Here is an 11,752-nt window from a genome sequence, read left to right as displayed (position 1 = left end):
CGATTACGAATGTTGATCTTTGTAGTGACCGAATTTGTATTCCATTTCGTTGTTACGCATCTCGCCAAAGAAGAATCGACGTACATTGGCTTTGAAATAGGTCATGCCCATCTTAAAGAAGCCGTCTTGCTCAAGGCGGCGCGGATCGAATTCAAACGTCATCGGTAAGAAGCGGAAACGCCATGTTTTAGAAGCGCGTTTTACGTAATCACAATCTTCGCAAAGTGTAATAGACTCATCAAAGCCGTTGATCTCTTTGTGTGCGCGTTTGGTAGAGAAAATACAAGCACCTACCGCCGTTGGGAATGTGTACTGAGTAATAAACAATCCCGCGTTAAATATGCCATAACCCAACTTATGTGCCATTGGCAGATTTTTTGAGCCCATGTAAACACCAGCAACTTCCAACTTCGCATCCTCAAGCTTACTCATTGCACGGCTCAGAAAATCACTTGGTAAGCGCACGTCCGCATCTAAGAAAAGAATACGTTCATACTTCGCCAGTTCTGCACCTGTATTACGACCTAAGCTGACACCACGCGTATCCATGCGGTGCACTGTCAGTTCTGGCAATGAGCTTTCGTAAGCTTGTGCAACTTCACGTGTCGAATCTTCGCTGTTCGAATCCACCACGATCACTTCAAAGTTCTGGTGAGTTTGTTTGGTTAAGTCTTCAAGTAGTCGACCAATACGTTTTTCTTCATTGAGGGTAATAATCACGATACTGATAGGATTCATAATGTGCTCCATTGAGGTTGTCCGTTTATGTACGATGGAGAATAGAACCGACTGACTTAACGGTTACTGAGGTCAACATTCATTTTGCGTTCATTTTGTGAATAACAGATGTCGTTAATGAATGAATTAACTTGGAAAGAGGATTGAGTCCTAGGCAAATAAAAACGTACTGACAAAAAGCCAAATAGGTTAAAATCAGCGCAATGCGGACAAAGTTTTGCCGACACCACAAAACAGACACTCTTCTTGTCGAAGAATTACTGGCTTTTTGGTGATTTAGGTACAATTTTGGTTGCTGAATGTAGAGCATGATGATAGTATCCGCGCTCGCTTGAACAGTTCCTGTTTCAAGCTTTACTACGAACACAAGGTCGCATTGTGTTTGTAAAGTTTTATTTTTTACTAATTTGAGAGTAAATACTATGAAATTCGAAGCAGTAGTACGTACTGAACTAGGTAAAGGTGCGAGCCGCCGCCTACGTCACGCTGGCAAATTCCCTGCAGTTGTATACGGCGGTGAAGAAGCAGCAGTTGCTATCGTTCTTAACCACGACGACATCGTTAACCAAATGGACAAGCCTGAGTTCTACGAAGGTATCGTTCTAGTGATCGACGGCGCTGAAGTTAAAGTTAAGCCACAAGACGTTCAACGTCACGCTTACAAGCCAAAAGTTGAGCACATGGACTTCATCCGTATCTAATTCCCTACCAAGGAATTAACGGATAAAATCCAAACCTTTTGCATAAAGATTATCGGACTTACCAACCGAGACATCTAAAAAATTTCAAAACCCCGGAGACTTACCACCTCCGGGGTTTTACTATTTAGAACAGAAGTAAATCTCCCCTACTCTTTTCTCAATTCTCTTTTCATTACCGATAGTGCTTTTCTGCAAACACCGCATTAAACACTCTCACCAGTAAGTTATGTTCGTGCTATGTACTTAACCAGCGTCACGTCGTTGAGCGTCATATCATCGATAACCTCCGACTCTTCCTCTCCAGATCGCACAAAGCCACACTTCTTATAGAAATTAAGCCCTTGTTTATTGGTGTCTAACGCCTTAAGGCTAATTTGCATCACTGGTGTCGAGAGTAAACGAGTTTCTAATTCATCAATCAAAGCACTGCCAGCGCCCTGCCCGAAGTATAAAGGCGAAACATAGCAACAAGTAACCGTTGCCGTCTTGTCTTCGCTGGTGTGATCAGGCAGTTCATAACTTAGAAAGCCAACGATCTCTTTCTGTTTCTCAACAACAATGAGATTGGCCAGTTGCTCCGTCATTACTCGCGTCCACATGCGCTCTCGACGTTCTCGAGTAAATTGGTCAATGTAACTCTGCGGCATTAATCCTCGGTAAGCGACTTGCCATGAATCAACGTGTATTTTGGCGATCTGATCTGCTTCATCTCTCACTGCATTTCTAACTGTATATCCCATTGCTTGCCTTTCTCATTACTCCGGAGTAAACACTCTTTGACGACTGTACGCTTCAAACCCCAAAGACTGGCAGAGCCTTATTGAAGGCGTATTTTCACTATTTACTCGATACCTAATTTTGCGCTGCCTCGACTTCACTTCATTGATTAAATGACTGAGCAGGCGTTTTCCATACCCTTTTCCTCTTGCTTCAGGAGAAACCAATATGGATAAAGACTCAAACGGCTCTTTCCCTTTATAACAATAAGAAGCAAGCACAGCGACCAGCTCATTTTTGTCAAATATGCCGTAAAAAAAATGGCTATCGAGGTCAAAGTCCGCTTTAAGGATATCTTCTTCGCTCATTCGGCTGACAAAAGATTCAAGTAATTCGAGATCAGATTCGATCGAGAGAGGAATTATCCCATCGTCTTTGTTGACGTTGTCGTCATTAAATAAATAGTAGTCGACATCATCATATTCACAGAACATTTGTTTATTATTGAGTTTTCTCTCCAGCTCACTTGGCTGAAAATGTTTAATTCGTTCCCATAATTTAGGGGGACAAGATATAAACGTAACGGCGTCTGATTGATATAAAAATACAGCGCAAAGATCGGAGAACTTTTGCCAATAGTGAGGGTCATAAGAATAGCCATTGTACAAATTACAGCTCACACTGAACTGCTTTTGCCATGAGCAATCGATTTCCGCGGCAAGTGCGGTTGTTTTTTTGAGCATCCTTACTCCTCAACACAGCGTACAGAAAAATCTTAACTATTTGTTTCGTAGAGAGTAAGAAGACATTAATCTGGCAAAATAATCACCAAAGTTTGCTCCATATCTCACCAAAATGCGTATTGATTCACATTAGAAAATTGAAATCAATTAAGCGACTCACAAATTTAATTAGTAAAAACATTAAATCCTTTCTAAATACGGTTTCTGTTTATTTGTCGACGCGGTTTGCAGCCCTGTTATTTCCTGTATTCAACAAAACTGTAAATAAGATATAGATCACTAAAGTTTCACATTATTTCCGTATATTTCACGCCGTAATAAAATCAAAATCACAAAGAAAGGATCCCTTATGAAGTTTTACAAATCCCTTTTGGTACTTTCAGTCGGCGCTGCGCTAGCAGGATGTGGCTCAGACAGCGACAACTCTCCAGTCACTTGTGACACTGCAGATTCATGTACCAAGTTCACAATTCTACATACCAATGACAACCACGGTCGCTTCTGGCATAACGAAGACGGCGAGTATGGTATGGCTGCGCGTAAAACACTGATTGATCAAATGCGCCAAGAAGTTGCAGCAAATGGCGGCTCATCCCTACTACTCTCTGGTGGTGACATCAACACTGGTGTTCCTGAATCAGACCTACAAGATGCAGAGCCTGACTTCTTAGGTATGAGCGATATTGGCTATGATGCTATGGCAGTTGGTAACCACGAATTTGATAACCCTCTTAGCGTTCTTGAAAAGCAACGTGTTTGGGCAAACTTCCCAATGCTTGCTGCCAACATTTATGATAAAAATGGCGACCGCTACTTCAAACCTTACAAAATCTTTGAGCTTGGTGACCTTCGTGTAGCTGTTGTAGGTATGACAACAGAAGATACAGCAAAAATCGGTAACCCTGAGTTTATCTCTGACCTGACATTTACCAAACCAACAGAAGAAATGCCGAAGGTAATTGCAGAAATCAAAGAAACCTACAAAGATGACCCTGTCGATTTCATTTTCGCTACGACACATATGGGTCACTATGAAAATGGCCAGCACGGTTCAAATGCACCTGGCGATGTAGCGATGGCGAAAGCAGTCGAAGAAGGACAGCTTGCAGCTATCTTCGGTGGTCACTCGCAAAACCCTGTTTGTATGGAACCAGATGGTTCAGGATACGCTGACTTCGAACCTGGTGATGACTGCAAACCAGACCAACAAAACGGTACTTACATCATGCAAGCGCACGAGTGGGGTAAGTACGTTGGTAAAGCAGACTTCGAATACTACGACGGTAAACTTCACCTTGCTGGTTATGAGCTAGTTCCTGTAAACCTAAAACGCAAAAACGAAGCTGGTGAACTAGAATTCATTGGCACAGAAATCAAGCCAGACCTTGCTCTTCAAGGACGTCTTCAATACTTCCAAGATAAAGGACAAGATGAGCTAGATAAGGTAATTGCTACCTCTGATGACAAGCTGGAAGGTGACCGCGCAGTAGTTCGCTACCAACAAACTAACTTAGGTCGTTTGATCGCAACTGCTCACCAAGAAAATCAAAAAGCCGATTTTGCGGTTATGAACTCAGGTGGCGTTCGTGCATCAATTGAAGCAGGTCCGATTGCTTACCGCCATGTACTAACAGTTCAACCATTTGGCAATATGGTAACTGTAGCCACGATGACTGGCGCTCAAGTAGTCGATTACTTGAACGTGGTTGCTACAATGCAACGTGGATCGGGTGCGTACGCACAACTGGCAGGTCTAAATATGACTGTAGACTGTACTGCCAAGAAAGTTGAAATCAGCAAGATCAATGGCAAAGATTTCGACACAGCGGCAACTTATAAGTTTACCGTACCAAGCTTCAACGCGGCGGGTGGTGATGGTTACCCTGCACTTAACGTAATTAACACTGGTAACGTTGACGCAGAAGTAATGTACAGCTATCTAGAGACTCTTGGTACAGTACAAGTAAGCAACTACGAGCCACAAGGCGAAATCGTCTACACTAACTCAGACAGCCCACTTGGTTGTGAAATCGCAGCTGAGTAAATAAAAGGCGTGTCAGACTGACTCTAAGACCAACCGGAGCCCAAGTGGCTCCGGTTTTTTTATTTGCGCTAAATCTCTGATAAAACGCCACCTTCACAAATCGTTCAAAAAATGTTCATTTACGTTGTTGACGACCATGTGTAGGGCTTCTATGTTTGATAAGGTCTTTCGAATATGAAGATTCATCAACTGTGTTTGAGCAATTAACTTTTATTCACGCAGCCAATGATTCTGAGAAAGATGCGAATGGCGTTACAAACACTGCTCTCAAACAATTTGTCTCTCAGACTTCAAACGAAGGCGATGGGCTTCTACGCTCCCGCCAATGAGCAGCGATCTGAACGCCAATGTGTTCAAACTGCTGCCATCGAGTTCTGGAGGTCAAAAATGAAACGAGCCAGCAACAGCTATAGACTGCAGATAATTAAAGAAGTGGTCACTCGCAGAGAGCGTGAAGCATGTACTGATCCAATGGCAAGATACATTCATCAAATGATGGATGAATTACCCACCAGTAAATTAGACGTGGAACAAAATCACCGCTTTGCCGGTAGTCACTTCGACGAACAAGCAGGAGGCTGGGTAAGCGACCAATGGTCTTTAAAGTAACGCCAAGTGCTCATCACTTTGAGCACGAAAATGGATAGGAGCTTCCCGGCTCTTATGGATAAGTAGTTCAGACTGGGCCGGGAATAGTTAGTCATAAGTAATAAAGCGTAAACAACACTAAAACAAATCCTGTTGCGGGGATAAGTCATCTTGAGGCAGTTCTGCTTTCCCCTTCCCTGCTAGCACCTTTCTTCTGTACCTCTGACGACACAGCTTAATCACGTGCAACTGTTGTGCAGGAGTAAAACTCAGCCAATTAAACCGCTCTTCTCGTTTACGCATGCATCCCTTGCAATAGCCCTTTTCGTCAGAAGTGCACACTCCGACACAAGGACTTGGGACGGTAAAAAACTCCAGTTGCTCCATGCTCAACCCGTTCTTTGGTTATCTCATCAAGACCCGATTCACTTATAGTCGAATAACTGTAAGAAATTTCGAAGTTTTCGCTGAATTTTAGTACCTGGAATGGGATCTCTGTTATAAAATACGCCGTGTTTAAAAACATACGAAACCATAACCGTATGCTGACAAAAACACTGTTTTATTACCTATACTTACCACGTTTTCTAAAAACGGAGTCAATAAAATGAAGCTTAGCCTAAAAACGTTAGTAGCAGCAATCTCACTTCCAGTTCTAATGACTGCATGCGCTAGCAACGGTGACAATGTGAAAGAAATTACGGCTCAAGATCTACAGCACCACAACTGGCAGCTGGTTCAAATCGATGGCAAAAACATCGCAGCAGAAGAACGCCAAGCACCTCGCTTAGAAATTGGTGAAAACCTAACTGCGAATGGTAATGCAGGTTGTAACAACTTCTTCGGTCAAGCTGAACTAAAAGATAACCAACTACGCATCGAGAAAATGGGCATGACCATGAAGATGTGTATGGAAGACCAAATGAAGATTGAAAAAGTAATGTCTGAAACGCTTTCTGATTGGAGCGACATTACTCTGACTAACGATGGTCTAGTACTGAAAAACGCAGATCACGAACTAACGTTCACACTGCGTGACTGGGTAAACTAATCCCACATTTGTTTCTGAGACAATAAGTCTCTGAAAGAATCTCTAAAAAAGCAGCCCTTTGGCTGCTTTTTTGTTTCTAATGCCCCATACCTTGCTTAGCCAGCTTTTCAGGATCATCATAAACCGCGTGGCGATCTATCATATCCAAGGTTGCTTCATTCATTCCGGTTACAGCAACAATAGAGCCGCCTTTACGAAACTTAATGATGGCTTTATCCAAAGCTGATATTGCTGTGATATCCCAAAAATGCGCATCGGATAAATCAATTGTGATGTATCGCGTCGCATTATCGAAATCAAACATATCAGTGAAACTATAGGCGGAAGCGAAAAAGATTTGCCCATGAACTTTGTGAATCGTATGGTCGTTATCAACAATGACTTCATCCGAAACCTTCATTAAAGTCCGGCTCTGATTCACATAAAAGACACACGCTAATAAAACGCCCACCAGCACACCAATAGCAAGATTGTGGGTGGCAACAACCGCAATCACCGTCGATAGCATGATAAGGTTTGTCGATAAACTGTGTTTACGCATTTCTGCAATGGAGTGCCACGAGAAAGTACTTATCGCAACCATGATCATCACAGCAACGAGCGCCGCCATTGGGATTTGCTTGAGGTAATCCCCCAAGAACACCACCATGATCAGCAAAAACACACCGGAGCAAAGCGTCGATAAACGTGTTCGACCGCCAGACTGGATATTGATCATCGACTGACCAATCATGGCGCATCCTGCCATACCGCCAAACAGCGATGCGACCATATTCGCAATCCCCTGTCCTTTGCACTCGTCGTTTTTCTCACTCTCTGTATCCGTCAACTCATCGACGATAGATGCGGTCATCAGTGATTCAAGGACACCGACAATGGCGAGAGCTAATGAATAAGGGAAAATGATTTGGAGTGTTTCAATGTTGAAGGGAATATCGGGAATCATGAATACGGGAAGCGAATCGGGTAGCTGCCCCATATCGCCAACAGTACGAATATCGATATCAAACATCAACGCAACCACTGTCACCGTGATAATGCATACCAAAGGGGACGGTAGCATTTTTCCGATTTTCGGCACATATGGAAACAAATAGATGATGGCTAGTCCTAAAACGGTCAATGCATAAACGGACCAAGAAACGTTCGTCAGTTCAGGCAGTTGCGCCAAAAAGATTAAAATTGCCAACGCATTTACAAATCCAGTCATGATGGACTTAGACACAAAACGCATTAAATCCCCTAGCCTTAAGTAGCCAATCAATAACTGCAGTACACCAGCGAAAAACGACGCGGCGAGCAAATATTGCAAACCATAATCTTTAACTAAGGTGGTCATCAATAGCGCCATCGCTCCGGTTGCCGCGGAAATCATTCCGGACCTTGAGCCAGTAAACGCAATCACGACACAGATGGAAAACGAGGCATACAAACCCACTTTGGGGTCGAGTCCTGCGATGATAGAGAATGCAATAGCTTCTGGAATAAGTGCCAGTGCTACAACAACTCCTGATAAACAATCTCCTTTAACGTTGTTAAACCAAGTATCTTTTGTAAATTTAAACATAAATCTCTCATAAACGTATTGCCTTAGTTGGTGCATTGCGCACGGTGAAGGGAGTGATGCAAACGCATCTGAGAGATCGTTCTAGGGCGGACTAATGAGCAAAAAGCACCTTCCTTATTCGTCAATTGAAACGTCACGGTTTTTCTCGATAAGAGCCAGTCAAAAACAAAACCAGCCTCATCGAAGGTGTGCTTTATATCACTTTAAAAATGTAATTTGTAATAAATTCTTACAAAACCAAGTAAATTTGCCTACAAGTAACCATAAAAAAGCGCCTCTAAAAGGAGGCGCTTCTTCATTCATAACATCTACTTAAGTGACTTCAAAATGACTGCTGAGAATAAGATTGTCCATCAAAACCACTTAATTGCTCGTACGCTTTAGACAAAATAGCAATCCCGATGATGGTCACTAGGAAGCTTAATAAACTCATTAGGATTGGCAGTTGTAAATACGCCAGAGGTGATATTGCGATACCACACAGAAGCGGTACCAAGATCACCACACCCATCATGTACCACGTGTACCCTTTGGTTAAGTTCCATGCATAAGGGAATGACACACCTTTACCAATAGCAATGGCGGGAAACACCAACACCAATCGACAACAGATCACACCAAGTGCGAACAGTACAATTGCGGCAAGCGCAACGTTAATCATCGCAAAGATGGCGGCAACGGCGACTACTGCAACTGTCATCACCAAGTAATGACCGATGAACCACATTTCGATCTTGCCAAGGGTGAAACGCCCCCACTGAGGGACAGATTGAGGACCTTTAAGGATAATACTGTGCACGTTAATCGCGACGATCGCAGACAATAGCGCCATCAAGATTTGTACGAAGATAGCAGCACCATCGCCTTCACTTGCACCTAAAAGGAGATCAAGAATAACAGAAAAGAGAATCGGTAAAGCGGTCGCTTTCGCAATCGCTTGTTTATGCGTGTTTAGTGAAGCAAAGGCACTTTTAACGGTATCGACAAACATAGTTAGGTTCTAGCCAAGATTAAGATTCATTTCATTTTGGGTACTGATGTTATCTTCCTGATACCGGTTGAGCAAACCTTTCCCAAAATATCATTAGGTTACAGTGATTAATTCGACCTAAATAGCTCAGTTCGCTGCCCCCAAAACATAAATCAATTAGATCAAATGCCCGACTTTGCGAATCAATACTGCAAGGCTTTCTGCTTCAAGTTTTTTCATCACATTAGAGCGATGTACCTCAATTGTTCTTAGAGAAACACACAACGAATCGGCCATCTCTTGGTTTTTCATCCCCTTGACTACCAATCCAAGTACTTCTTTCTCGCGCTTGGTGAGATTCTGTAATACCTGTTTCGCACTCAGCTTTTCACCGTTTTTTAATGACTGTGCCATAGCATTATCTACTGCAACCACAAGCGCGTTTCCATCAACAGGCTTTTGAAAGAAATCTAATGCGCCATCCTTTAGTGCATCGACAGCCATAGGTATGTCGCCATGACCAGTTAGGTAAATCACGCTGATCGGGCTGAATTTCTCATTCATTACATGATGGACATCTTGTCCCCGCATCTCGGGCATACGGCTATCAAGCAAAACACAACCCGGAGCGGACAATTCAGCGTTGTTGAGAAAATCTATCCCACTAGAAAAAGCTTCAACCTCGTAACCATAACTTTCCAACATAAACGCCATGGATTCTAATACTGGCTCTTCATCATCAACGATGTAGAGTGGACAAAGGTTACGACTCATAACAAGCCTCCTGATACGGTAAAACAATGGTCACCTGACACCCAGTGGGCTCTATGGACCTAAATTGCATGCTGCCTTGGTGCGCATCGAGTACATCACGACATATTGCCAGACCTAGCCCTAATCCATTTTCCTTCGTGGTGTAGAAAGCTTGGTCTAATGGCGTACTTTCCTCTTCAATTCCAATGCCGTTGTCCGTCACGTCAATGATGACCATCTCATCACAGAAGCTCACGTGCAGATCCACGTACAAATCTCTACGTTTCGGCGAATGGCTCAAACACGCATCTTTGGCGTTATTTAAAACATTGAGAATGACCTGCTGCAAACCTGTCACATCTGCAAAGACTTTTTGCGGCTCACCAGAGTAAAGCACACCAAGTTGGATTCGATGACGTTGGAATTCGTAATCCACCAGCTTCATCGCTTCTTCAATCAAACAAGGTAGATCCACCCAGTTTTTTTCAATCGGTGTTTTGTTTATCAAGCTACGAAGGCGCTGAATGATGTCGCTTGCAGAAGTCACCTGTTGTTGGATTTTATCGAGGATTGGCGCCATTTCTTCGGCAGTCGCGCCATGTTCCATGCGCATTTTCGCCCCTTGACTGTAGTTTTTGATTGCTGCCAATGGTTGATTAATTTCATGCGCAATACTGCTACCAAGTTCACCGACAATGGTGATACGTTGGGCATGCTCCAACATTGAGCTCTTACGGCGTAAGTCGTTCATGGTGGTTTTTAACGTTTCACGACTACGTTGAAACTTCCATTCCAACCAGAAGTGATATCCCGTCAATAACAGCAAAGTCAGTAACGACGCCATTGCGATCGCTTGGTTCTTATGCAGCCATTCTTGTGCTTTTTGTCCCCAAGACTTTTGCAACGGATGCATGTCTAAGTGCTTGTAGACTTTATCAACGTTGATGCTCGGCGCAGGCAACATCCAGCCAACGTTGTTCGCCGCAACGGCTGCTGGATGATCTTCTGGCATTGCGAAAAGGGTTTGCGCCACCATTTGCCCCACATCCGTGGGCGCTCGCTCTGTCATAGCCATGGTCCAGTTTGGATACAGTGGCGTGCTCACCGCACAAACAGAATCAGCAGGACGCTTCTCATTCAATACACGTAAGCTGTGCCGTTGGATACGCCCCTCCTTCGCCATGTTCTCCAGAGTACATGCAGGGACGATCGCGACATCGAGATCGTTCTTGATCACGTCCAAAATCAACTGGTCAGTTGGTGGACCAGTAAAATGAATTTTTTCGAAGAAAGAGGAATTGAAATAGCCGAGCTTATCGAGCTCATAACGCAGCGCGAGAAAGCCGCCAAAGGCTTTTTCCGATACCGCCGCGACATTAGCTTTATTGATGTCACGCAGCGTTTTATAAGGCGACTCTTCACGCACCACTACCACCGAAGCAATCGACTTATTTGGTAAGTTGCTATAGGCAGTTTTTTGCGTTGCTAACCAGTTGATTGGGTATTCACGTGCCAACTTAGTCGCCTGCCCTGGACTAGTCAGAATGAAGTCAAGCCAACCGTGCAAAAATGCATCTTCAAGTTGGTCGAAATCGTAAGTATGTAGGTTGAATTGATAGCCAGGATTCTGAGTCTCCAACCAATCCAAAGTTGGTTGCCACGCTTCACGAGCATGTGCGTGTCCACGCAGCGCTAAAACGCCAACATCGTAGTCTTTTCTCGGTACTTTTTGATCATTAGCAGAGGCAAAAGAGGTAAAGAAAAAGGAGAGAGCAAAAATGAAAAGAATTAACTTTTGAGAATAATTATCAATCACTTATGAAATACTACCAAAACTCGGTTGTGGCACATTTTAGCACCACTTCCCCCTTCTACTTTGT

At 43.5% G+C, this 11,752-nt stretch carries 12 protein-coding genes; 4 read left to right on the top strand and 8 right to left on the bottom strand.

From position 1 onward, the window contains the following. Positions 1-3: 3 nt before the first annotated feature. Positions 4-738 carry a glycosyltransferase family 2 protein gene (locus tag VHA02S_RS11690; RefSeq protein WP_009698141.1) on the bottom strand — a complete coding sequence of 245 codons (735 nt, stop codon included), beginning with the start codon at positions 736-738 and terminating at the stop codon, positions 4-6. 422 nt (positions 739-1,160) lie between these two features. Here VHA02S_RS11690 and rplY point away from each other — a divergent pair, with 422 nt between their 5' ends. Continuing rightward, positions 1,161-1,439 carry a 50S ribosomal protein L25 gene (gene rplY, locus VHA02S_RS11685; protein WP_005450622.1) on the top strand — a complete coding sequence of 93 codons (279 nt, stop codon included), beginning with the start codon at positions 1,161-1,163 and terminating at the stop codon, positions 1,437-1,439. 224 nt (positions 1,440-1,663) lie between these two features. Here the strand turns inward: rplY and VHA02S_RS11680 are convergent, their stop codons facing one another. Both VHA02S_RS11680 and VHA02S_RS11675 read right to left on the bottom strand, forming a co-directional pair. Next, the gene (locus tag VHA02S_RS11680; protein WP_005450623.1) at positions 1,664-2,179 is read right to left on the bottom strand and encodes a GNAT family N-acetyltransferase; all 516 of its coding nucleotides are present in this window, start codon (positions 2,177-2,179) and stop codon (positions 1,664-1,666) included. A gap of 15 nt (positions 2,180-2,194) precedes the next feature. Continuing rightward, positions 2,195-2,899 carry a GNAT family N-acetyltransferase gene (locus VHA02S_RS11675; RefSeq protein WP_009698143.1) on the bottom strand — a complete coding sequence of 235 codons (705 nt, stop codon included), beginning with the start codon at positions 2,897-2,899 and terminating at the stop codon, positions 2,195-2,197. Between the two features lie 349 nt (positions 2,900-3,248). Here VHA02S_RS11675 and ushA point away from each other — a divergent pair, with 349 nt between their 5' ends. Next, positions 3,249-4,943, top strand: coding sequence for a bifunctional UDP-sugar hydrolase/5'-nucleotidase UshA (ushA, locus tag VHA02S_RS11670; RefSeq protein WP_017188176.1), 1,695 nt, complete (start codon positions 3,249-3,251; stop codon positions 4,941-4,943). 387 nt (positions 4,944-5,330) lie between these two features. Beyond that, complete coding sequence (locus VHA02S_RS11665) at positions 5,331-5,552, top strand: hypothetical protein (RefSeq protein ID WP_005450627.1); 222 nt, start codon at positions 5,331-5,333, stop codon at positions 5,550-5,552. A 117-nt stretch (positions 5,553-5,669) separates the two neighbouring features. Here VHA02S_RS11665 and VHA02S_RS11660 read toward each other — a convergent pair whose 3' ends face one another. Then, a complete protein-coding gene (locus VHA02S_RS11660; protein ID WP_017188178.1) occupies positions 5,670-5,918 on the bottom strand; it encodes a DUF1289 domain-containing protein in 249 nt (82 codons plus the stop codon). Between the two features lie 220 nt (positions 5,919-6,138). Here VHA02S_RS11660 and VHA02S_RS11655 point away from each other — a divergent pair, with 220 nt between their 5' ends. Beyond that, positions 6,139-6,582, top strand: a complete 444-nt coding sequence (locus VHA02S_RS11655) for an META domain-containing protein (protein WP_005450631.1) — start codon at positions 6,139-6,141, stop codon at positions 6,580-6,582. Positions 6,583-6,658: 76 nt separating this feature from the next. Here the strand turns inward: VHA02S_RS11655 and VHA02S_RS11650 are convergent, their stop codons facing one another. The 4 genes from VHA02S_RS11650 to VHA02S_RS11635 form a co-directional block, all read right to left on the bottom strand. Beyond that, positions 6,659-8,149, bottom strand: a complete 1,491-nt coding sequence (locus tag VHA02S_RS11650) for a SulP family inorganic anion transporter (protein WP_005450633.1) — start codon at positions 8,147-8,149, stop codon at positions 6,659-6,661. Positions 8,150-8,471: 322 nt separating this feature from the next. Continuing rightward, positions 8,472-9,140, bottom strand: coding sequence for a hypothetical protein (locus tag VHA02S_RS11645; RefSeq protein ID WP_005450635.1), 669 nt, complete (start codon positions 9,138-9,140; stop codon positions 8,472-8,474). Between the two features lie 156 nt (positions 9,141-9,296). Beyond that, the gene (locus tag VHA02S_RS11640; RefSeq protein ID WP_009698147.1) at positions 9,297-9,893 is read right to left on the bottom strand and encodes a response regulator transcription factor; all 597 of its coding nucleotides are present in this window, start codon (positions 9,891-9,893) and stop codon (positions 9,297-9,299) included. Then, complete coding sequence (locus VHA02S_RS11635; protein ID WP_038898845.1) at positions 9,883-11,688, bottom strand: sensor histidine kinase; 1,806 nt, start codon at positions 11,686-11,688, stop codon at positions 9,883-9,885. Before VHA02S_RS11635 ends, VHA02S_RS11640 begins: the two co-directional genes overlap by 11 nt. Positions 11,689-11,752: the final 64 nt, after the last annotated feature.

It is taken from the genome of Vibrio harveyi NBRC 15634 = ATCC 14126 = KCTC 12724 (assembly GCF_001591145.1).
Classification (GTDB): domain Bacteria; phylum Pseudomonadota; class Gammaproteobacteria; order Enterobacterales; family Vibrionaceae; genus Vibrio; species Vibrio harveyi.
Note: the sequence above shows the minus strand (reverse complement) of the source record. Positions and strands in the feature narration are given on the sequence as shown.

Bases quoted from the DNA above. Each gene is read 5' to 3' on its own strand.
- VHA02S_RS11690 (WP_009698141.1), bottom strand. From the start codon at position 738: ATGAATCCTATCAGTATCGTGATTATTACCCTCAATGAAGAAAAACGT.
- rplY (WP_005450622.1), top strand. From the start codon at position 1,161: ATGAAATTCGAAGCAGTAGTACGTACTGAACTAGGTAAAGGTGCGAGC.
- VHA02S_RS11680 (WP_005450623.1), bottom strand. From the start codon at position 2,179: ATGGGATATACAGTTAGAAATGCAGTGAGAGATGAAGCAGATCAGATC.
- VHA02S_RS11675 (WP_009698143.1), bottom strand. From the start codon at position 2,899: ATGCTCAAAAAAACAACCGCACTTGCCGCGGAAATCGATTGCTCATGG.
- ushA (WP_017188176.1), top strand. From the start codon at position 3,249: ATGAAGTTTTACAAATCCCTTTTGGTACTTTCAGTCGGCGCTGCGCTA.
- VHA02S_RS11665 (WP_005450627.1), top strand. From the start codon at position 5,331: ATGAAACGAGCCAGCAACAGCTATAGACTGCAGATAATTAAAGAAGTG.
- VHA02S_RS11660 (WP_017188178.1), bottom strand. From the start codon at position 5,918: ATGGAGCAACTGGAGTTTTTTACCGTCCCAAGTCCTTGTGTCGGAGTG.
- VHA02S_RS11655 (WP_005450631.1), top strand. From the start codon at position 6,139: ATGAAGCTTAGCCTAAAAACGTTAGTAGCAGCAATCTCACTTCCAGTT.
- VHA02S_RS11650 (WP_005450633.1), bottom strand. From the start codon at position 8,149: ATGTTTAAATTTACAAAAGATACTTGGTTTAACAACGTTAAAGGAGAT.
- VHA02S_RS11645 (WP_005450635.1), bottom strand. From the start codon at position 9,140: ATGTTTGTCGATACCGTTAAAAGTGCCTTTGCTTCACTAAACACGCAT.
- VHA02S_RS11640 (WP_009698147.1), bottom strand. From the start codon at position 9,893: ATGAGTCGTAACCTTTGTCCACTCTACATCGTTGATGATGAAGAGCCA.